Origin of the sequence: Seonamhaeicola algicola, assembly GCF_007997385.1 — a bacterium.
Lineage (GTDB): Bacteria > Bacteroidota > Bacteroidia > Flavobacteriales > Flavobacteriaceae > Seonamhaeicola > Seonamhaeicola algicola.
In genome coordinates this window covers 381,323-403,115 of the sequence record NZ_VOSC01000019.1, presented here as the reverse complement: position 1 = coordinate 403,115, position 21,793 = coordinate 381,323, and the positions used below count along the sequence as shown (strand labels likewise).

The 21,793-nt window shown below is 30.7% G+C and carries 25 protein-coding genes; 7 read left to right on the top strand and 18 right to left on the bottom strand.

The window, feature by feature from the left end:
* The first annotated feature begins 116 nt into the window (after nucleotides 1–116).
* Nucleotides 117–635, top strand: a complete 519-nt coding sequence (locus FUA26_RS07175) for a DinB family protein (protein WP_147133625.1) — start codon at nucleotides 117–119, stop codon at nucleotides 633–635.
* Here the strand turns inward: FUA26_RS07175 and FUA26_RS07170 are convergent.
* Nucleotides 616–1,830: a multidrug effflux MFS transporter gene (locus tag FUA26_RS07170; protein ID WP_147133622.1), complete on the bottom strand. Its 1,215-nt coding sequence runs from the start codon at nucleotides 1,828–1,830 to the stop codon at nucleotides 616–618. The two genes, FUA26_RS07175 and FUA26_RS07170, sit on opposite strands and share 20 nt — an antisense overlap.
* A 131-nt stretch (nucleotides 1,831–1,961) precedes the next feature.
* Here FUA26_RS07170 and FUA26_RS07165 point away from each other — a divergent pair, with 131 nt between their 5' ends.
* From FUA26_RS07165 to FUA26_RS07155, 3 genes are all read left to right on the top strand, one after another.
* A complete protein-coding gene (locus FUA26_RS07165) occupies nucleotides 1,962–2,552 on the top strand; it encodes a Crp/Fnr family transcriptional regulator (RefSeq protein WP_246109096.1) in 591 nt (196 codons plus the stop codon).
* A 91-nt stretch (nucleotides 2,553–2,643) separates the two neighbouring features.
* Nucleotides 2,644–3,219: a YceI family protein gene (locus tag FUA26_RS07160; protein WP_147133620.1), complete on the top strand. Its 576-nt coding sequence runs from the start codon at nucleotides 2,644–2,646 to the stop codon at nucleotides 3,217–3,219.
* Nucleotides 3,220–3,515: 296 nt separating this feature from the next.
* A complete protein-coding gene (locus FUA26_RS07155) occupies nucleotides 3,516–5,021 on the top strand; it encodes a helix-turn-helix transcriptional regulator (protein WP_147133617.1) in 1,506 nt (501 codons plus the stop codon).
* A 358-nt stretch (nucleotides 5,022–5,379) separates the two neighbouring features.
* Here the strand turns inward: FUA26_RS07155 and FUA26_RS07150 are convergent, their stop codons facing one another.
* The 6 genes from FUA26_RS07150 to FUA26_RS07125 all read right to left on the bottom strand — a co-directional run bounded on the left by FUA26_RS07150 (nucleotide 5,380) and on the right by FUA26_RS07125 (nucleotide 11,334).
* Entirely contained in the window at nucleotides 5,380–6,921 is a 1,542-nt protein-coding gene (locus FUA26_RS07150; protein WP_147133614.1) for an acyl-CoA carboxylase subunit beta, read from the bottom strand.
* Between the two features lie 6 nt (nucleotides 6,922–6,927).
* Entirely contained in the window at nucleotides 6,928–8,367 is a 1,440-nt protein-coding gene (accC, locus tag FUA26_RS07145; protein ID WP_147133611.1) for an acetyl-CoA carboxylase biotin carboxylase subunit, read from the bottom strand.
* A 27-nt stretch (nucleotides 8,368–8,394) separates the two neighbouring features.
* Entirely contained in the window at nucleotides 8,395–8,883 is a 489-nt protein-coding gene (locus FUA26_RS07140; protein WP_147133608.1) for an acetyl-CoA carboxylase biotin carboxyl carrier protein subunit, read from the bottom strand.
* An 83-nt stretch (nucleotides 8,884–8,966) separates the two neighbouring features.
* On the bottom strand, nucleotides 8,967–9,638 hold the full coding sequence (locus FUA26_RS07135; RefSeq protein WP_147133605.1) for a PrsW family intramembrane metalloprotease: 672 nt from the start codon (nucleotides 9,636–9,638) through the stop codon (nucleotides 8,967–8,969).
* Between the two features lie 4 nt (nucleotides 9,639–9,642).
* Complete coding sequence (locus FUA26_RS07130) at nucleotides 9,643–10,197, bottom strand: NUDIX hydrolase (protein ID WP_147133602.1); 555 nt, start codon at nucleotides 10,195–10,197, stop codon at nucleotides 9,643–9,645.
* 48 nt (nucleotides 10,198–10,245) lie between these two features.
* Entirely contained in the window at nucleotides 10,246–11,334 is a 1,089-nt protein-coding gene (locus FUA26_RS07125) for a M42 family metallopeptidase (RefSeq protein ID WP_147133599.1), read from the bottom strand.
* A 135-nt stretch (nucleotides 11,335–11,469) separates the two neighbouring features.
* Here FUA26_RS07125 and FUA26_RS07120 point away from each other — a divergent pair, with 135 nt between their 5' ends.
* Genes FUA26_RS07120 through FUA26_RS07110 form a run of 3 tightly spaced genes read left to right on the top strand, consistent with a single transcriptional unit; the run spans nucleotide 11,470 to nucleotide 13,266 of the window.
* Nucleotides 11,470–12,141: a DUF4294 domain-containing protein gene (locus FUA26_RS07120; RefSeq protein ID WP_147133597.1), complete on the top strand. Its 672-nt coding sequence runs from the start codon at nucleotides 11,470–11,472 to the stop codon at nucleotides 12,139–12,141.
* Nucleotides 12,142–12,768, top strand: a complete 627-nt coding sequence (trhA, locus tag FUA26_RS07115) for a PAQR family membrane homeostasis protein TrhA (RefSeq protein WP_147133594.1) — start codon at nucleotides 12,142–12,144, stop codon at nucleotides 12,766–12,768. It abuts the gene before it with no gap.
* Between the two features lie 3 nt (nucleotides 12,769–12,771).
* Entirely contained in the window at nucleotides 12,772–13,266 is a 495-nt protein-coding gene (locus FUA26_RS07110) for a GNAT family N-acetyltransferase (RefSeq protein ID WP_147133591.1), read from the top strand.
* Between the two features lie 7 nt (nucleotides 13,267–13,273).
* Here the strand turns inward: FUA26_RS07110 and FUA26_RS07105 are convergent, their stop codons facing one another.
* The 11 genes from FUA26_RS07105 to FUA26_RS07055 all read right to left on the bottom strand — a co-directional run bounded on the left by FUA26_RS07105 (nucleotide 13,274) and on the right by FUA26_RS07055 (nucleotide 21,507).
* Nucleotides 13,274–13,708, bottom strand: a complete 435-nt coding sequence (locus FUA26_RS07105) for a hypothetical protein (protein ID WP_147133588.1) — start codon at nucleotides 13,706–13,708, stop codon at nucleotides 13,274–13,276.
* The gene (locus FUA26_RS07100) at nucleotides 13,698–15,035 is read right to left on the bottom strand and encodes an ABC transporter permease (protein ID WP_147133585.1); all 1,338 of its coding nucleotides are present in this window, start codon (nucleotides 15,033–15,035) and stop codon (nucleotides 13,698–13,700) included. Before FUA26_RS07100 ends, FUA26_RS07105 begins: the two co-directional genes overlap by 11 nt.
* Entirely contained in the window at nucleotides 15,032–15,661 is a 630-nt protein-coding gene (locus FUA26_RS07095; protein ID WP_147133582.1) for an ABC transporter ATP-binding protein, read from the bottom strand. The genes FUA26_RS07100 and FUA26_RS07095 overlap by 4 nt, the downstream gene beginning before the upstream one ends.
* A 24-nt stretch (nucleotides 15,662–15,685) precedes the next feature.
* A complete protein-coding gene (locus FUA26_RS07090) occupies nucleotides 15,686–16,591 on the bottom strand; it encodes a GTP-binding protein (protein ID WP_147133579.1) in 906 nt (301 codons plus the stop codon).
* A gap of 7 nt (nucleotides 16,592–16,598) precedes the next feature.
* A complete protein-coding gene (gene mog / locus FUA26_RS07085; protein ID WP_147133576.1) occupies nucleotides 16,599–17,129 on the bottom strand; it encodes a molybdopterin adenylyltransferase in 531 nt (176 codons plus the stop codon).
* Nucleotides 17,130–17,151: 22 nt separating this feature from the next.
* Nucleotides 17,152–18,369 carry a GTP-binding protein gene (locus tag FUA26_RS07080; RefSeq protein ID WP_147133573.1) on the bottom strand — a complete coding sequence of 406 codons (1,218 nt, stop codon included), beginning with the start codon at nucleotides 18,367–18,369 and terminating at the stop codon, nucleotides 17,152–17,154.
* 20 nt (nucleotides 18,370–18,389) lie between these two features.
* Nucleotides 18,390–19,052: a GTP cyclohydrolase I FolE gene (gene folE / locus FUA26_RS07075; RefSeq protein ID WP_186826880.1), complete on the bottom strand. Its 663-nt coding sequence runs from the start codon at nucleotides 19,050–19,052 to the stop codon at nucleotides 18,390–18,392.
* Nucleotides 19,045–19,455, bottom strand: a complete 411-nt coding sequence (locus tag FUA26_RS07070; RefSeq protein ID WP_147133570.1) for a MerC domain-containing protein — start codon at nucleotides 19,453–19,455, stop codon at nucleotides 19,045–19,047. Before FUA26_RS07070 ends, folE begins: the two co-directional genes overlap by 8 nt.
* 147 nt (nucleotides 19,456–19,602) lie before the next feature.
* Nucleotides 19,603–20,031, bottom strand: coding sequence for a DUF4268 domain-containing protein (locus FUA26_RS07065; protein ID WP_147133567.1), 429 nt, complete (start codon nucleotides 20,029–20,031; stop codon nucleotides 19,603–19,605).
* 25 nt (nucleotides 20,032–20,056) lie between these two features.
* Nucleotides 20,057–20,731 carry a ZIP family metal transporter gene (locus FUA26_RS07060; RefSeq protein ID WP_147133564.1) on the bottom strand — a complete coding sequence of 225 codons (675 nt, stop codon included), beginning with the start codon at nucleotides 20,729–20,731 and terminating at the stop codon, nucleotides 20,057–20,059.
* Nucleotides 20,732–20,775: 44 nt separating this feature from the next.
* Nucleotides 20,776–21,507: a class I SAM-dependent methyltransferase gene (locus tag FUA26_RS07055; RefSeq protein ID WP_147133561.1), complete on the bottom strand. Its 732-nt coding sequence runs from the start codon at nucleotides 21,505–21,507 to the stop codon at nucleotides 20,776–20,778.
* Between the last annotated feature and the right edge of the window lie 286 nt (nucleotides 21,508–21,793).

The following is a 21,793-nucleotide window of genomic DNA, read 5'->3' as shown; positions in this document are numbered from 1 at the left end:
CCGTTATATCTTTTTATGTTATATTTTCTCCTTCGTCAAAAAAATAAAATAAAAAGGATGCCACTGCAATCCCTAATGCAATAAGCAGTATATTTAATAGCATTAAAATTAAAGTTATGACACGTAAAGATGTAAAACCTTCAGAATACAATCAATTTTACAGCGGTTATTTAAATATGATTCCTGCAGAAACCAATTTAATTATGGGGTTTCAAGATAATTTACATGCAATACAAACCTTTTTTAATGCCATTCCGCAAGAAAAATTAGAATACAAATATGATGTAGATAAATGGACTGTTAAAGAAGTGTTTCAACATATGATAGATTGCGAGCGTGTGTTTCAATTTAGATGTTTTCATATAGCCAGACATGACAAAACACCATTACCAGGCTTTGAAGAAAATGATTATATAGCACCATCAAAAGCCAACACAAAATCTATAGAAACACTTATAGGTGAGTTTACTATTTTGCATAAAGGGTTTATAGCCTTATTACAAAGTGTATCAATTGAAGATTTAATGCAAATTAGCCTAGTAAATGGTGCACCGGTATCGGCTAGGGCATTAGCGTTTATAACACTTGGGCATTACAAACATCATGTAAATATTATTAAGCAGCGCTATTTGTAGTTGCTTTATTAGTTTTTTTTAAATACAAAAAAGTGGCTAATGTGAGTGTGCCAAATAATGAAAATCCAATAAAAAGCGGTAATACAGATTGGCTTACATAACTACCAATATAGTTTGCAATAGGCACTGCCATAATGGTTGAAACAAAGCCATTTATTGCAGCTCCAATACCCGCAATGTGGCCTAAAGGTTGCATGGCTAAAGCTCTTAAGTTTCCAAATAAAAAGCCAACTGAAAAAAATTGCAATACAAAAAAGCCTATTAAAACACTTATAGGTGGGTTGTTGCCAGCATGAAAAATTATTACATATAAAAGTGATATAACAGCATAGGCAATAGTGGCAATATAAGCTATTTTCCACATACCAAATTTAACAACAAAAACACTGTTTAAATACGTTGCAAGACCAATGGAAATAGCTAAACTAGCAAAAATATAAGGAAATAAATCGGCTAGGTTATATTGTTGTTCAAATATTTGTTGCGAGGTGCTTAAGTACACCATAAATGAACCTGTAATAAATCCCGAAGCTAATGTGTAAGCTATAGCATCTTTATATTTAAAAAATTCTTTTACACCATCAATGAATAAAGATGATGAAAACTTAATACGTTTTTCTTTAGTCAACGTTTCAGGTTGCCTTTTCCAAAACCAAATAATAACTATTAGCCCATAAAAAAGATTTACGTAAAAAATGGCTTTCCAATCGTAATAATTCAAAATTAATTGTCCTAAAGCCGGAGCTATTACGGGTACTAAAATAAAAACCATTACTACAATAGACATTATTTTAGCCATATAATCACCACTGTAAGAATCTCTAATTATAGCCAAACTTAACGTTCTTTGTGCAGATAAACCCATGCCTTGTAATACTCTACCAATAATCATTACTTCAAAACTTTTAGTAGTAACGCATATATAACTGGCAATAATAAAAAGTATAAAACCAAAATATACAATAGGTTTTCTTCCAAAACTATCAGATAAGGGGCCAAAAATTAACTGCCCAAAACCTAAACCTAAAAAAATCATGGTTATAAGTAATTGGTTATTATTTGGGTTGGTAACACCCAAATATGCTCCAACAGCTGGTAAACCTGGTAATAATGCATCAATAGAAAGTGCAACAATAGACATTAAAGCTGCCATTAAAGCTACAAATTCTATTTTAAAAGAGTTGTTATTTTGCATGGCGCAAAAGTAATTTAATAATATTTATTTTTGTGTTTAAAAACCATCATTATAAGTTAAAGAATTCACAAAGTTTAAGGCTTAAAATAGTGTTGTTTTTTCATAAAGTCACAAGTATTTTTTTACATAAAATGAACAAAATTAAGGCACAACCCTTATTAAACTACATAGAAAATTTTATCAGTTTAACTGATGAAGAAGTTGATATATTATTGCAGAATATTTCTTTTAGAAATTATTTGAAAGGCCAATATATAGCACAACAAGGCGATGTTTGTAAAAGCAGTTATTTTGTAGTAAAGGGTTGCACAAAAATGTTTTACTTAGATGATATTGGGCAAGAACATATTATTATGTTTTCAATTGAAAATTGGTGGACTGGAGATTTAGGAAGTTACATAGCTCAATTACCATCAGACTATCATGTACAATGCTTAGAACCTACACAAGTAATTACTTTTTCATATGAAGATAGAGAAGTGTTATTTGAAAAAATACCCAAATTAGAACGCTTTTTTAGGTTAATAATAGAAAGAGCATTAGTATCAACCAATAAGCGTTTAGTTAGAAACTTTAGCCTAACAGCCAAAGCGCGTTATATATATTTTAAAGAACAATATCCTGAAATTGAAAAACGCATACCACAATACATGATTGCTTCATATTTAGGTATAACTAAAGAGTTTTTAAGTAAAATAAAACGCCAGTTACTTAATGATTAAAAGTTAAACTAGTTTAATCTTTTTTTATAAACTATGTTATTTTTTGTTGCATGTATGTTTATGAAATTTGTTTCATTAAAAACAATAAAAAATGAAACATAGTATTAAAGTATTATTAGTAGCAGTAATGGCATGTTTAACCATGTCTTTCACAACAAAAAAAGAAAATAAAAAAGTTGTAAACACAAATGAGAGCACCATAGTCTGGAAAGGATATAAGGTTGCTGGCTCACATGAAGGTACCATAAAAATTAAATCTGGATTTTTGAACTTTGATGATGAAAGACTTACTGGCGGTGAGTTTGTTATTGATATGACAACAATTAACACGACTGATTTGGAAGGCGATTGGAAAGCTAAATTAGATGGACATTTAAAATCAGAAGATTTTTTTAGTGTTGAAACACATACAACTTCAAAATTAGTTTTTACTAAAGTTATAGAAACCTCAAAAAACGTTTATACTGTTTCGGCAGATTTAACAATTAAAGAGAAAACAAACCCTGTTAAGTTTCAAATAGAAGTAAATAATAACGTAGCTATTGCTTCTTTAAAAATAGACCGAACTAAATTTGATGTAAAATATGGTTCATCTAGTTTTTTTGATAACCTAAAAGATAAAGCTATTGATAATGAGTTTGATTTAATAGCTACCCTTAAATTTTAAGTATTTTTTAATAAATTAATTAATAGCTTAGAGTATTCTTGTTAAAAGGGTGCTCTTTTTTTATGTAAAAACAAGTTTTAAAATGGAAAAAATGAGTATTTATGAAACTTGGCTATTAATATTTGTATTTTATCTAAAAAACTAAAATTTAAAATTATACTATGTTAATATAATAAACTATTTTGTAATTTTGCACTTACACGCATTGCGGTTTTATTACAGGTTAAGTTTTGCACAGTTATCTCTCAAAAAATAATAAGATTTTATTAGTAACATGTTGTTTATTAGTGTGTTATTTGTCGTTTTCACAAAATGAATATTATAGGTTTTTAGATTCTGCTAAACTTCATATTCAAAAAAGTTCCATTTCGGCACAATATTTTTTAGACTCAATTCCTCATCCTATTGATAATAATTTAACGGGTAGATTAAGTGAGTATTACTCAATTAAAGCATTAATGTATGATGAGTTTAATGAGTATCCAAAAGTATATCAAAGTCATTTGCTTGCGCTAAAATATGGTAAAATAGAGAAAAATTACAAAGTAGCCGGACGCTCATGTCTTGAATTATATGCTATTTTATCAAATGCAAAAAAAGATTCTTTAGCTCAAACTTATTTAAATGAAGCAAATAGTTTTTTTAAATTAACTAACTACACAAACGGGTTATTTGAAGTTGAGCAAATTAAAATTTATATAAAGTTTTTACAGAAAAATCATAAAGAAACAAACTATTTGCTTTTAAGTAATTTAGATAAATATGAAAATATCACTGATGATGCTTATTTTTATATGTTTGCTCTTTACATGATTACTTCTAATCACTTATCTTTAAATAATATAAAAGAAGCTAAATATTATTTCAATAAGTTTAAAAAGTTGAGAAATAATAAAACAATATCTTTTTATAATTTTAAAGAGTTCAATTCCAGTATAAATACAAATTTAGCCAATTATTACAATAGAAAAGAGAATATAGACTCTACATTACATTATTTAAAAAAGGCTTCAAAGTGCCGAAATTATATGGCAGATCGTACTGTTAGAGATTATTTAATGATTTTTTCTGATGTTTATAAAAAGGATGGTGTAATTGAAAAGTCTAAAAATTATATTGATTCATTACGAATATTTGAAGACAAAATATTTTCAAGTTTAATAGACACTGGTCACCAAATAAGCCATTCACTGTTAAAAGTTGAAACAAAACTTGAAGAAGAGAGTAAAAAAAATACCTTCTTTGAATTTTTTTTAGCAGCTATTTTTGCAGTGTTATTACTTATTAGCATAGTATATTTTGTGTTTTATAAAAAGCAAAAAGTTAAATTAAACAACCTCGATGAAGAAAATAAACAGCTAAACCAATTAAAAAATAATCATGAAAAGTTAACCGTTAAAGTTCAAGGTTTAGAAGATTATATAAATAATTTAAAAAGTAAGGCTAAAGTTATTTCTTCTGTAAATGATGTAATCACACAAAGAGATATGATTAAAGATTTTTACAGAGATATTCGTTTAGAGTCATCAACAGTTTTAAATGAAGGAAACCATTTAGAGTTAATAAACGATTTTAACATAAACTTTTTTAATAAACTTAAAAAGATGTTTCCTAGTTTAAATGATTCTGATATTATTATCTGTTATCACATATATATAGGTTTTAAAAATAAAGAAATAGCAGTGTTTTTAAACACATCAATACGAGGAATTGAAAGTAAACGCTATAGAATTACCAAAAAAATGAATCTTGATAAAAATACATCATTAGCTTCTTTTTTGTACGATAATTTTGATGATTAATGGTTTTTTGAAGGTTTTTTATTTTGTTTATTAAGAAAATATCAATAAAAAGTTAAGAAAAAACACTTGTGCGTAGTAAATGCGTAGTTGTTTTTGTGTAATTTTTTGTCTCTTTTGTTGATATTTGTGTAACGCTATTATCAACAGTTAGTACTCTCAAAGCGCCTGCGTCTTTGTTTATTGGTTGGATAAAATTAAGCAAGGCTATAAGTTTAATTTTTGTTAAACAAAGTTAAAACAGGTTAAAGACTAACAAATAAATATCGAACTATTTATTAAGTTTGGTTAGCAAAAAAGAAAGGAGGCAGGTTAGGGAGCCTCCTTTTTCTTTTTAAATGGTTTATTACTTTCTTTATTTTTATAACGGTATGTTTCCGTGTTTTCTATTGGGTAAGCTCACTTTTTTATTTTCTAACATAGAAAATGTTTTAATTAACTTTCTTCGGGTATTTTCTGGTAATATAACCTCGTCTATAAAGCCTCGTTTAGCAGCACTGTAAGGGTTAGCAAATGTGTTAGCATATTCTGTTTCTTTTTCAGCTAATTTTGCCTCAGGATTACTGGCTGATGCTATTTCTTTTCTAAATATAATTTCACTGGCCCCTTTAGCGCCCATAACGGCTATTTCCGCTCCAGGCCATGCATAGTTAAAATCTGCTCCAATGTGTTTAGAATTCATAACATCATAAGCCCCGCCATATGCTTTTCTAGTAATAACTGTAACGCGTGGTACTGTTGCTTCACTTAAAGCGTAAAGTAACTTAGCGCCATGAACAATAATACCGTTCCATTCTTGGTCTGTTCCAGGTAAAAAACCAGGAACATCTACTAAAACAAGTAGCGGAATATTAAAAGCATCGCAAAACCGTGTAAATCTAGCGGCTTTTTTAGAGCTGTTTACATCTAAAACACCTGCTAAAAACATAGGTTGATTGGCAATTATACCAATGCTACGGCCACCCAAACGCGCAAAACCAACAATGATATTTTCGGCATAGTCTTTATGAATTTCATAAAAGGAATCTGTATCAATAATTCCTGTTATAATTTCATGCATGTCATATGGTTTGTTAGGGTTATCTGGTATAATGTTATTTAAAGCTTGTCTAACTTCATCTTTAGGTGAAAACGCTAACTTTTCGGTTGTTTCAGTGTTGTTTTGAGGTAAGTAGCTTAAAAGTTTCTTAACATCTTCTAAACAAGAAATATCATTTACCGATGTCTTATGGGCTACTCCAGATTTTGATGCATGTGTATGCGCACCTCCTAAATCTTCACTACTAACGGTTTCATTAGTTACTGTTTTTACAACATTAGGTCCGGTTACAAACATATAACTAGTATCTTCAACCATAAGTGTAAAATCCGTCATAGCAGGAGAATATACAGCACCACCTGCACATGGTCCCATTATAGCCGAAATTTGAGGCACAACACCAGATGCTTGAACATTTCGGTAAAAAATATCGGCATAACCACCTAATGATTTTACACCTTCTTGTATACGAGCACCTCCAGAATCATTAAGCCCTACAATAGGCGCACCAACTTTAACAGCTAAATCCATTATTTTGCAAATTTTTTCAGCATGTGTTTCAGAAAGTGCTCCACCAAAAACTGTAAAATCTTGAGCGTACACATAAATTAATTTACCATTTACTGTACCGTAGCCGGTAACTACTCCATCACCGTAATAAATTTCTTTATCCATACCAAAATCGGTGGTTCTGTGTGTTACTAAAGCGCCTATTTCTTCAAACGATCCTTCGTCTAATAAATACTGAATACGCTCTCTTGCGGTTAGCTTTTTTTTTGCATGTTGCTTATCTATGCGTTTTTGGCCACCACCTAATTGCGCTAAGGCATTAAGTTCTTTAAGTTTATTTATTTTAGAGTTCATAGATTTTTAGTTTGGAAGTCTTAAAAGTTTTTGGTCTTCTAAATAGGTTTTTAATGCTATTAATGCAGCTATTTTAGCTTCGTTTTCTGTTTGTTGCTTAATAATTTCTGGCACGTAATGGTTTTTAACAAAATGTGTATCAAAACTACCCGAGCAGAAAGCATCATGCTCACAAACAAATTTGCCAAATGGCAGGGTAGTAGCAACACCTTCAATATGATAGTTATTTATAGCTTGTATCATTAATTGTATAGCTTCCTCGCGTGTGTTTCCGTAGGTGATTAATTTAGCTAACATTGGGTCATAATAAATAGGAATATCCATACCTTCTTCAAAACCATTATCAACTCTAATATTTTTGCCTGTGGGTATTTTATAAGTGCTTAAATTACCAACACTTGGTAAAAAATTATTAAGCGGATCTTCAGCATAAACCCGCAATTCAAGAGCGTGTCCTTTAATTTTTAAATCGTTTTGATTAATAGGAAGCGCTTCACCGCGTGCTACTTTTATTTGTAACTCCACCAAATCTACTCCAGTAATTAACTCTGTAACAGGGTGTTCTACTTGTAATCGGGTATTCATTTCTAAAAAGTAGAAGTTGTGTTTATCATCAATTAAAAATTCAACGGTGCCTGCTCCTAGGTAATCGCAAGATTTAGCTACTTTAACAGCTGCTTCGCCCATTTTATTTCTTAATTGTGGCGTTAAAACGGCTGATGGTGCTTCTTCAACAACTTTTTGATGTCTGCGTTGTATACTGCACTCACGTTCAAATAAATGAATAATATTACCGTGGCTATCGGCCATAACCTGAATTTCTATATGCCTTGGCGAGCTAACATATTTTTCAATAAACACAGAACCGTCACCAAAGGCCGATGTAGCTTCGCTATTGGCACGTTCCATTTGTAATTGCAAATCAGCTTCTTTTTCTACAACACGCATACCTTTACCACCGCCACCTGCCGATGCTTTAATAAGTATAGGAAACCCAATGTTTTTAGCTATTTCTTTTGCTTTTTTAACATCAGTAATAGCTTTGTCTATTCCTGGCACCATTGGAATATTATATTTTTTAACGGCTTCTTTGGCGGCTAATTTGCTTCCCATAATTTTTATGGCTTTTGAGCGCGGACCAATAAATGTAATGTTGTTTTTTTCAACTAATTCAGCAAAATTGGCATTTTCACTTAAAAAACCATAACCTGGGTGAATGCCATCAACGTGTAACTTTTTCGCTATTTCAATAATTTTATCGCCTTTTAAATACGATTGATTTGAAGGTGCTTTACCAACACATACAGCTTCATCAGCAAATTTTACGTGTGGTGCATTTCTATCAACTTCAGAATATATAGCTACGGTTTTTATACCCATTTTACGGGCCGTTTTCATAACTCTTATAGCTATTTCGCCTCTGTTAGCAACTAATATTTTTTTCATTTTAAACTTAAATTTTAAAACAGATGCTTAGGCATCAAACTCAATTAACAACTGATTTTTTTCAACAGCATCACCTTTTTTAACAGAAACTGATTTTATAATACCATCACGCGGTGCGGTTATTACATTTTCCATTTTCATGGCTTCTAAAATTAGTAGTGTATCGTTTTCATTAACCTTAGTGCCTTTTTCAACATTAATTTCTAAAATTAAACCTGGCATTGGTGCCTTTATGGCATTAATATGTTTGGTGCCTCCTATAGAAAAACCCATAGATTTTACGAGTGTATCTAAGTCATTTTTAATAGAAACGTTATAGGTGTTGTTGTTAATTTTAACGCTGTAAAAACGTTTGTTGAAGTCTGTTTTTTCTATTGTAGCGTTATACGATGTGTTATTTTGAAGGATATGGTATGTTGCGTTTGAAACCTGTATGGCATCTAAAGATGATGCCTGCGAAGTAGTGATTTCAAAATCAAAAGTGTCATTAACCTTTGTTTTAAAAGTTTTTGTCATATAAATAGAAAATTGGTTAAAGTATAAATATAGTTATAATGTGTTAGAACATTATTAAATATATTTTAAAATAGAAAGTATACTTACTTGAAAACCGAATTTTCTTGATGTTTTTTTATAGCTTTTCTTGATAAAATAATACCAATAAATAGTGATATAAAAGCTCCAACCCAAATACCGGGAATAAAATCTATAAACAGAAAAAAATCATAAGCACCATGAAAAACAATGGCAAAAAATAGCCCAGTTAAGTTTAATAAAACTCTAGAATTTGAAAACTTAGCTTTACCCATAAAATATCCCATTAAAATACCAAAAGTTGCATGAGCAGGCACTGCAGTAAAGGCTCTTAATACAGCAGTTAGGTAGCCGCCTTCAAGTACGTAAAAAATATTTTCGGTAGCTGCAAATCCCATTGATACCATAACAGCATATACAATACCATCAAAGGGTTCATTAAAGGCGTTATTTTTTTGTGCAAATAGTTTAACTATAATATACTTGCTAAACTCTTCGGTTAAACCAACAACAAAAAAGGCTTTTACAAATTGTTGAAAAACACTAGTATGGTCTGCTAACGGTAGTATAATATCAAACACATAATATATAATGGTTGTTATTATAACACTAACAACTGCACCTAAAATAAAGTTGTATAATAGTAGTTTTTTAGATTCTTTTTCATATTTATCTTTATAATTTATATAAAGAATTATAGCAAAAACAGGAGCAATGGCAAGTAAAAGTAGCGGCATTTAATTAAGCGAGCTTTTGAGATATTTTTGTTAGAACAGTTTGATAATACGTTTTGTTTGAAGGTGCAAAATGATTATTGTTATTGCCAATGGTATCAATTAGCTTTTGAAATTCATTAATTGAAACGTATTTTAAAGCATCAACTTCATCAATTTGAGGTGTAAGCTTATTAATGGGTGTGTTAATTTGAGCAATAAAGGTGATGTGAAACTCATTATCTATTAACCCATTTTTATAGTTTGAAAAGCATTTGAAAACACCAATTTTAAACAATTCATTGCTGGTAATTGATAACCCAATTTCTTCTTTTGTTTCTCTAATAGTTGCTTGTTCTGCAGTTTCGCCAGCATCAATATGTCCTGCAACTGATACATCCCACATTAACGGGCAAATAGCTTTTTTTGCACTACGTTGGGCCAATAAAATAGAGCCGCTTTTGGTGTAATACCATACATGGCAGGTGTTGTGGTAATAGCCTTTTTGGTGTATAACAGATTTTAAAGCCGTTTTACCTGTTGGGTTACCGTTAGCATCTACAATGTCTATGAGTTCATCCATGTTTTTAATTAAATAGAAAAAATATTCCCGCTTTCGCGGGAATTTAAATTATTCAAAATAACTAAATGTATCGCCGTCTTTAATGTTTAAAAGCGATTCATAAATTAATTTTATAACATTTTCAACATCATCTTTATGAACCATTTCAACGGTAGTATGCATATAACGCAATGGTAGAGATATAAGTGCCGAAGCTACACCGCCATTACTGTAAGCAAATGCATCAGTATCTGTTCCTGTTGCTCTAGATAATGCAGAACGTTGGAACGGAATTTTTTTATCTTCAGCAGTATCAATAATTAAATCACGTAATTTTTGTTGTACAGCAGGTGCATAAGCAACAACAGGGCCTTTACCAATTTCTAAATGCCCTTCTTTTTTCATTTCAATCATTGGGGTAGTGGTATCGTGCGTAACATCAGTAACAATAGCCACGTTTGGTTTAATGGTTTGAGTAATCATTTCGGCACCACGTAAACCAATTTCTTCTTGTACAGCGTTAGTTATGTACAACCCAAAAGGTAATTCTTTTTTATTTTCTTTTAGTAAACGTGCAACTTCAGCAATCATAAAACCACCCATACGGTTATCAATGGCTCTACACACAAATTTATCATCATTTAAAATATGAAACTCATCAGGATACGTAATAACACACCCCACATGAACGCCTAGTTTTTCTACTTCTTCTTTATTTGCACAGCCACAATCTATAAAAATATTATCAGGTTTAGGGGCTTCTTCTTTAGCACGATTTCTGGTATGAATTGCTGGCCAACCAAAAACACCTTTTACAATACCTTTTTTTGTATGAATGTTAACTACTTTACTTGGTGCAATTTGATGATCACTACCACCATTTCTAATTACGTAAATTAATCCGTTGTCAGATATGTAGTTTACATACCATGAAATTTCATCGGCATGCCCCTCAATAACCACTTTGTATTTAGCCTTTGGGTTTATAACCCCTACAGCGGTTCCGTAAGTGTCTGTAATAAACTCATCAACGTAGGGTTTAAGGTAGTCCATCCACAATTTTTGTCCGTCCCATTCATAACCTGTAGGGGCGGCATTGTTTAAATATTTTTCTAAAAATTCTATAGATTTTTTATTAAGAATGCTCTTTTTTGCCATAAATTAAAGTTTTGCACTAAAATACTAATTTAATATAAAGCTACATTTAATTGTAAAAAAAATAACAGGCTTAAAAAAACGTTATACTAAGTGTAAATTAGTAATTTTGAATTTATGAAGCCTCAATTTTAATTCATGCGAATTTTTAAAGTTTTTCTTTTATTCTTTCCTATAATAATTGCTGCCCAAACAACAGAAGTGGTTAGTGATACTACTGATACGGTTGAGTATTTAATTATTGAAGGCGACTCTGTGCCTAGAACTAGCATTGGTTTAGAGGAAGTTAAACTTTTACATAAATTAAAATTTGATAGTAGAGAAGCCCGTATTAGGTATTTAATTTTACGCCGAAAAACCTTAAAAGTTTATCCATACGCAAAACTTGCCGCCGTACGTTTAGATTCTATGAATAAACGATTAGAAGGATTAAAGCGCAAGCGTGAAAAAAAACGATATACCAAACGTATTCAAAAATATATTGAAGGTGAATTTTCAGATGAATTAAAAAAAATGTCGCGTACCGAAGGGCAAATTTTAGTTAAACTGATACACAGGCAAACAGGCGAAACGGCATTTAATTTAGTGAAAGAATTGCGTAGCGGTTGGCGGGCATTTTGGTATAATACAACAGCAAGTATGTTTAATATTTCTTTAAAAAAAGAGTTTGACCCCATTAATGTTGAAGAAGATTATTTAATTGAAGATATTTTACAACGAAATTTTCAAAACGGACGCTTAGAGGCACAAAAATCGGCAGTTGAATTCGATTTTTATGAATTAACCAATAAATGGAAAAACAACAAATAAATGCGTAAACAAACTGCTTTTGAAGAAAAACTTAACGCATTTTCGCATGGTATTGGTGCTGTTTTTGGCATTTTAGCATTAACACTACTTATAGTATTTGATACCAAAAAAACACCAAATAGCCTTTTTAGTGTAATTATTTATGGAGTTTCAATAATAGTGTTGTTTACAGCTTCAACCTTATATCATGCTGTAAAAAATGAACAAAATAAACACTATTTTAGAATTTTAGATCATATAAGTATTTACCTTTTAATAGCAGGCACTTACACACCAGTTTGTCTTATTTCTTTAGCAAATAGTAAAGGGTGGTTGCTTTTTTATTTAGTTTGGGCTATAGCCGCTTTCGGTGTGGTTTTAAAATTATTTTTCACAGGAAAATTTGGGGCATTTTCAACCCTGTTATACCTTGTAATGGGCTGGTTAATTGTATTTGATTTCACAGCGCTATCAAGTACTGTTAATTATAATGCCATTTTATTACTTTTTGCAGGAGGTTTAGCATATACGGGTGGTATTGTTTTTTATGCTATTGAAAAAATACCTTTTAATCATGTAATTTGGCATTTCTTTGTTTTGGTTGGCGCTATTTGCCATTTTTTTATGATTTTCTTTTACATTATTTAAAACATGATAACTATTTCTATTGCAAAAACAAACCAGGATTTTGAAACCATAGCTACATTGGCCGATACAATTTGGCGCGAGCATTACATACCAATAATTGGGTTGGCACAGGTTGATTATATGCTTGAAAAATTTCAATCTGCTGCGGCAATAAAATCACAGGTAACCAATCATTATATGTATTATTTACTTGAATACAATAAAAAGCCTGTTGGATATATTTCAATAAAAAAAGAAGATACAATATTATTTTTAAGTAAAATTTATGTTTTGAGTAGCTGTAGAGGAAAAAAAATAGGAAAAACAGCCATGAATTTTATTGAAGATAAAGCTAAAAAATTCAACCTAAAAGCAATAAGATTAACGGTTAATGTTGATAATGAAAATTCAATAAAAGCTTATGAAGCATTAGGTTTTATAAACAAAAGATCTGTGGTTGCAGATATTGGAAATGGCTTTGTTATGGATGATTATGAAATGGTAAAAACTATTATTTAAGTATAACCTACTGTGTTAATTTTAAAGTGCAATCTGTTAATATATAATTAAAATGATCTACATCAACGGCATTTAATTTTAACTTGCCGGTAACTAAAACAATATTATCGGTTTTGAAGTTTTGCGTATTATCAAATTCTAATTCTACTGCTGTTTCTGGGCCACCAACACCGCAAAAAAAGCAAGAAGACATAGGGCCTTTTGAAAGTATATATATTTTTTCTTCTGGAGCAATATTTAAAAAATATCCCTTAATGGTAACATATTTTCCTTCTAAAGCTTTTAAAGTGTTTGAAAACGTTGGTACTAAAAAAGCTTCATCATAAGCAGGTAAAAATTTCTCTTCAAATGTAACTTTTGCCAAATCATTCCAAGTTATATTGGTTTGACTGAATGAAACACAAGTTGTTAATAATAAGCCAATTAATATTTTATTTTTCATTACTTAAAATAGTTGAAATATTCATTTTTAAAATGGGGTAAATAGCAAACGCTATAGACAAAGTTACCATTATAAAAACTAATACCGCAATTTGTATACCATCTTGTATGTTTAATGGTTGAATAATGTGTGCTTTCATGCCTAAGTTACTAAATTTAATTAGGGCATAAGTGCCAATTTTAACAATAGTTAGCCCAAGAATAAATGCTAAAAATGCGGCTATAAAACCCTCATAAAAAACCATTTTAATTAGCTGAAAATTACTAGCACCATAACTGCGTAATAAGGCCAAATCATAAGCGCGTTCTTTTACCATTTTATATAAGTTTATAAAAATTGTGATGCCAGAAATTATTAAAATTAAATAGGCTATCCAGGTAATGGTTTTAAAACCTATACTTGTAAATTCATATAATCTATCTAATTCATATTTAGGTAAAGCAGCTTGTAAATTGCTAGTGTCGTTTATTTTTCTGGGTAAAGTTAGTAAGCCCATAGGGTTTCTAAAGGTTACTAATAAAGCTGTAATTTGCTTGTTTTCATGCGCATGATCTTCTTCATGATTATCTGAATGTTTTTCGATGTTATGATGCTCTTCATGTTCATGTGTATCATTGTGGGTATGCTCGTGTGTGTGTTCTTCTTCAGTTTTATGAGCATCTTCATCATGATTATGTTCATTTTCATCATTTTCATTATGCACTTCATCATTGTGGTTGTGTACATCCCAAATGGTTTCTAAGGGAGTAATAATTAAGCGGTCAATTACTTTTTCTGTAGGTTTTAAAATACCAACAACGGTTAACTCGTTATCGTGTACATCAACAGTATTATCAATTAAACCATGAGCGCTTTTAAAAGTATCGCCTAATTTTAAGTTTAGCTTGTTGGCAATGGTAGCACCAATTACAACTTCCATGGCTGTATTTGCAAAACGGCCGTTATTTAATTCAGCATTATAAAGTGTATAAAAGTTGTTGTTGGTTCCAACAATTCTGTAGCCTTTGTAATTATCGCCATAAGATATTGGGATAGCCGATTTTATCAATCGGTTTTTAGCCAACGTTTTTGCTTCGGTATACGAAATATTTCCAGTAGGATTATCAATGTGTAATACCGATGCTAAAATGAGTTGCAATGGGCTGCCTTTTGCGCCAATAACCATATCAATATTACCTAAATTATTTTCAGTTTGATATTTAAAAGATTGCTGTATTTGTTTAATACCAAGTAGTAATGTGATGCTTAAGGCTAAAATTATAATGCTTAAACCTGTGTAAAATGCTTTATTTTTTAGGTTTTTTATGCTTATTTTCCAAATATTCATAATGTAAGGGTGTTATTAAAAAATGGCATAATACGCTCATCATGCGTAATAACAATTAAGTGCGCGTTGTTTTTTTCGGCCTGTTCTATAAGTAGTTTTATAACGGCTTTACAGTTTTCATTATCTAAACTAGAAGTGGGTTCATCGGCCAAAATAATTTGCGGATTATGTATTACCGAAAGTGCTATGCCTAAGCGTTGTAATTGTCCTTCACTAATTTCATTCACCTTACTATTTTTAAAGTCGGTTAAATGTAATTGTTCTAAAGTTTGATTTAAATAACTATCTGGTTTTTCTTTTTTTGAAAAGTATAAACGTGCCTTTAAATTTTCAAAAACGGTTAACGAAGGTATGGCATGTTTTTTTTGAAAAACCATACCAATATTACTACCTCTAAATTTATCTAGTTTTTTACTGTTTAAAGTAGAAATATTTACATTGTTTATAGCAATATTACCTGTTTTTGGGCTTAATAAACCAGCTAGTAGATGCAGCAAGGTAGTTTTGCCAATGCCAGATTTTCCTAAAATAAGTAAGTGTTCGTTTGTTTTTAAATGTATGTTGGGAAATGATAATACATTTGAACTATTTTTATATTGAAACGTTAAATTTTGCGTTTGAATCATGATAAAAAATGCAAAAATAAAAGATTATTTTACTAAATGAATACTAGATTGAATGGCGTTTTCTAAAACCGATGGTTTGCTTCCTGGACCAATGGTAAGTAGTTTTGCGCCCGTAATTGGTTGTCCTTTAAAAGGCCTTATGGTTATATTACCGTCTGGTTTACGCTCAAAATACGTGTAGTTTTCATTATTGGCAATTTTTGCACAACCTTTAACACGTAAAATACTTTTTGGTAAAGCTTTGCAAATAGTTTTAATACTATTTTCTGAAGGTAAAATAGGTAAATCTACAGAGCATGACGCCCAATGCGATTTTAAATGATTTATTTTATTTGATGTGTTTTTTGAAGGTACAAGTTTTGGAAGCAATGAAACATTTAAGCTATTAGCATCAAAAATTTCAGCCGAAGGATTTAATATTTTCAATTGTGAAACAACGGCTTGTTTCCTTTTTAAACTAACAGCATCTAAATGTGTTAGAACTAGGAGTGAAGATACTTGTATTTGGTTAGCTTCTAATTCATTATGCTCATGGCGCTTTTGCCAATTTTTAACATCAACTACCGAAATTTGTACTGGTGGTAAAAACCTGTTGTTTAGGCCAACACCCAAAAATTCCATTAAGCTACAAGCATCTGAAGTGCCGTTAGCCTCAATAAGCGTAATGCCATTTTTTCTTTCAGGAATGCGGTTAACAGTGTTTCTAAGTTCAACAATACCACTGCAACAAATACAGCTACCACTTAAAGGTTTTATGGTGTTTAAATTAAGTTGCTCTCTAAATTGTTGTACATCCATATTGGCGTTTTCATAATCGTTTAAAATTACAAATGGCTGCCAGTTTTCAGCTTGAAATTTTTCAATTAAATACTTTAAAAGTGTGGTTTTGCCAGCACCTAAAAATCCAACAATGGTAATAATAGCTTCCATTTTTTGGTTATTTTTTAGGTCTGAATGGTTTTATAACCTGCTCATTACACTGTAAAAAAGGACCTTCCATTAAATCAATACAATATGGTATTGCAGGGAAAACAGCATCTAAACACTCGCGAATAGATTTTGGTTTTCCAGGTAAGTTTACAATTAAACTACTACCTCTAAGGCCTGCAGTTTGCCTTGAAAGAATTGCGGTTGGTACATATTTTAAAGATTCTGCACGCATAAGTTCACCAAACCCAGGCATCATTCTGTCACAAACGGCTTCGGTAGCTTCAGGAGTAACATCGCGTTTAGCGGGTCCTGTGCCTCCTGTTGTAACAACCAAACAACACTGTTCATTATCTACCATGTTTATAATGGTTTCTTCAATAATTGTTTGTTCATCAGGAATAATGCTGTAAACTTCGTTCCAAGGTGATTTTAAATAGTTATTTAGGGTATTTATAATGGCTTTACCACTTAAATCTTCATAAAGGCCAGCGCTAGCTCTATCACTAACAGTAATAATTCCTATTTTAATAGCAGACATACATATGTTTTAATTGCTAAAGTTAAGCATTTGAAGTTTCAAAATTTTCAATTGGCCACCTATCAATTTTTGTGAATGCATTATTTTTCCATTGTTTTACTTCATCATCGGTTAAAAGGCAGGTGTTTAGTTGATTAATTATGTCGTTTTTTTCTAAATATTGGCCAATAAAAACCAGTTCTATTTTTCTGTCTCCAAATTGGGCATCCCAACCGGCTTCAATGTCTTTTTGGTTTTCAATAAAAGCAGCATAATTTATACGTTCAGAAAACGGCATTGATGCCCACCATACACCGGCGTTGTCTGCTTTACAAGAACCACCTGCCGAACTCCAAATAAGCGCTTGTTTGGGTCTTGAAGCTAGCCAAAATAAACCTTTGCTGCGTATAATGTTTTGTGGAAAAGCTGTGTTTAAATAGTTTAGAAAACGCTCTGGATGAAATGGCTTTTTGCTTCTAAAAACAAAAGAACCAATACCATACTCTTCGGTTTCAGGGGTGTGTTCGTTTTCTAATTCTTTTATCCAACCTGCCGATGCTTCAGCTTTAGCATAATCAAACAAACCAGTATTAATAACGTTATTTAACGCAACATTAGATTGTTTTGTGAAAATAACTTTTGCTTCAGGATTTAATGAATTAATAATGGCTTTTAATTCTTCTAGTTGTTGTTTAGTAACTAAATCTGTTTTGTTTATTAAAATAACATTAGCAAATTCTATTTGGTCTGTTAGTAAATTAACAATGGTGCGGTTATCTCCTTCAATATTTGTAAGCGCTCTTGTTGTTAAGTAATCAGGACTTGAAAAGTCTTTTAAAAAATTGAAAGCATCAACTACAGTAACCATGGTGTCAATGTAACTAAAACGGCTTAAATCAATTGTGCCGTCTTCACTTTCAAAAGTAAATGTTTGGGCAACAGGAATAGGTTCACTAATGCCTGTGCTTTCAATTAATAAATAGTCAAATTTATTTTGTGCTGCTAGTTTTTCAACTTCAACCATCAAATCTTCACGTAGGGTACAACAAATGCAACCGTTGCTCATTTCAACTAATTTCTCTTCAGTTCTAGATAATGTGTTTTCATTTTCAATAAATTGCGCATCAATATTAACTTCACTCATATCATTAACAATAACGGCTACTTTTAAACCGTCTTTATTATGAAGAATATGATTTAACAACGTGGTTTTTCCTGCACCTAAAAAGCCACTTAATACGGTTACGGGTAATTTTTTCATGTTGATATTGATTAGCGTCTTTATTTGGTTGTATTGTTTACAATGTTTAAAAATTCATTTCGGTAAGCTTTTTTTTCAAAGCAGCCACCATATTCAATAGTTGTTGTAAAACTATCTTTATCTTTTATACCTCTGGAAGATACGCAAAGGTGTTTTGCGGCTATCATTACAATAACATCTTCAGTGTTTAAAATAGTTTGGAGGTCTTTTAAAATTTGAAGTGATAAGCGTTCTTGTACTTGCGGGCGGTGTGCGTAATAATCAACTAACCTATTAATTTTTGATAGCCCAATAACTTTATCTTTAGGTATGTATGCAATGTGTGCGTGCCCTGTAATTGGTAAAAAGTGGTGTTCGCAAGAAGAATCTATAGTTATATTTTGTTCAACAAGCATTTTGTTGTAGCTGTACTTATTTTCAAAAACCGATAGTTTAGGTTTGTTTTCTGGGTTTAGGCCATAAAATAATTCTTTTACATACATTTTAGCAAAACGGTATGGCGTGCCAGATAAACTATCATCAGTTAAATCTAGGCCTAATGTTTCCATTATTTTTGAAAAATGATGCTGAATGGTTTTAATTTTTTCATCATCATTTTTATCAAAAGCAGTTGGTAATAGTGGTGTGTTTACATTTGAAGAAATGTGATTGTCTCCTATATTTTCTATTAAATCTTTATTCATTATTTGTACAGCAATTATCAGTTTTACATTGGCAATATTTAAGGTTGTAAACATGAAGTATAACCATAGAAATTGCGGTTAGGTATATAAGTATTTCAGGGAGGTGAAACCACGCTAATTTTTCATTTATAATTAAAAAGCATAAAAGGCTCCAGCAAAACCACAAAGCCATTTTTACAGTTTTTTTTGTACTGTTTTTAGCTGATTGATATACTGCAAAAAATGAAATTATTAGAAAAATAAAGTCTATAGATTTCCACCAATTAGGAACACCGTTAGTTGCGCAGCAAGCAGCAACTTTAGTTTGTGCTAAAAATATAAATGGGGTTAATAAACAATGTATTAAACAAAGTGTGCTAGCTAAAGCACCTAAAGTGTCAGGTTTTTTTATGGCTATTTTCATTTATAAAAATTAATGCAACTGTATTGCAAATATAGCCTAATTGTTTTAATGCAACATGGTTGCATTATGTTTTTTTGTTACCTGTATTTTTTGTTTGCCGTTTGTAAAAAATACTAGTGCGTATGTAATTGGTTTGTAATAGGTAGGTTAGCCTTCAATAACATCTTTATATTCTTCAAAAAAAGCTTCAAAAAGGCTCATTTTTTCATTGAAAAATATCATAACATCTTGCCACGTGTTTTTGTTGTGAATAGATACTTTTTGTTCTAAAGGAATATAAATTCTAGAAATTTCTTTATGGTTTTCTAAAATATAGGTTTCATTATAAATGGCTTCGGGTAAGTACGTGTCTTGTAAAATGGTTTTTAAGGCAACTAGTTTTTCCCAGTATTTAATGCGGTGTTCTAAATCGTCTTCTAAATCTAGTGCTACTAAAGCTTTTTTTGTATCAAAATGAAATTTAAAACTAAAACCTTTTAATTTGGTGTTGTATAATATCCATTTTCTAGGGAAAGATTTTCCAAAGCTAGTCCAAAATTCTTGTCTCAGTAATCTAGATTCTTCTTTACTAAACATGTTATTTAGTTAATAAAATGTGCATTTATATTAAATAGGCAATACCAACACCTAAAATTATAGCTATAAACTTTGAGGTATTAAATCTGTGGCCATCACTACTTTCAAATAGTATAGTTGTTGAAATATGGAAAAACATACCAATTACAAAAGCATTTATTATACTTATGGTGTTATGCATATCTCCGTAAATATTTGAAATAAGTGTACCTAAAGGGGTCATACATGCAAATACTATTAAAAAAGCGCCTATTTGAAATTTATCATAATTACTTTTTAGCAAAAACATGCTTATAATAGTAGCAATGGGTATTTTATGAATTAAAACACCGTAAACCATATCATTATGGTCGTGTATAGAGAAACCTTCTAAAAAGCTATGAATGCATAAGCTTAAAAACAACGCGTATGGAAACGTTTTATCGTTTTCATTGTTGTGTACATGCCCATGTTCAGCGCCTTTTGAGAAAAGTTCTAAAATTATTTGAAGCATAATACCAGCCATAATGTAGAGACCTGTTGTTTTTGTTTCTAGGTGATGATATACTTCGGGCAATAGTTCAAACAGCGTTAGTGCTAATAAAAAAGCGCCACTAAAAGATAGTAGTAATTTAGTATTCCAAGATTTTGTGTTTTTAGTAAAGCGTGCAATTATTACACCTAAAACTACTGCTAAAAAAGGTAAAAGATAATTATTCATAGAAAAATTTAACCGAAATTGCTGTAAACATTAATTAGGTTTTACTATTTAAAAATCATTACTAATCTTTCGGAAGTTTTTTTACTAAACTTACGTAAGTTATAATCGCCAAAAACATCAAGAAGGTGTACGTTAGCTTCTTCAAATAATTGCTCAAAATCTTCTAAGGTAAAAGCTCTAACACGTTCTTTGTAATTGTAAAAATGGTCATTATCGGTAAATGAAATATCTTTAATAATATGGTTTCCTTCAACATAGCGTTTTAAATTAAAAGTTATGTTGTTTACGGTTTTAACTTCTTCTGGTACTAGGTTTTCAATAACATAATCGCTATTCATAAAATCAATGACTCCAAAACCAAAATCGTTTAAATTAGCTTTAATGGCTTTTATAGTTTTAAGATTATCAGTATCATCATCAAAATACCCAAAACTGGTAAATAAATTAAAAACAGCGTCAAATTGTTTGTTAAAAGGCTGGCACATATTATGAACCTTAAATTTTAACCTATGGTTTTCATATTTTTTAGCATAAGCAATGCTATTTTCGCTTAAATCTACACCAGTAACATCATAACCAATTTTATTTAAATATCTGGCATGTCTTCCGCGTCCGCAAGCCAAATCTAAAATAGTACCATTTTCAGGTATGTTAAGGTAGTTGGTAAGCGTGTCCATAAAGGCATGTGCTTCGGTATCGTTTCTATCTTTATATAAAATGTGGTAGTATGGCGTGTCAAACCATGATGAAAACCAAGTAGATGTATCTGTGTTCATTGTCCTTTTTATGGGGTTACTGTGTAAATTTTCAATATGTATGGAAATTGTACAGTTAGGCTTTTTGTTACTTTTTATTAAAAATAGTTTTTACAAAAAATGAAAACAATAAAGTAACTTACTAAACCTTAACCCAGTTAAGTGTGCTCAAAATTTACTGCAAAAGTACACCAATTTTTATCATATAAAAACACAACACTTAAATGATGTTAGTGTTATGTGGCTATACTTTAAAATTTTAAAACTCAAAGTTTACTTTATGCAGAAAAAAATTACGTTATTTTTG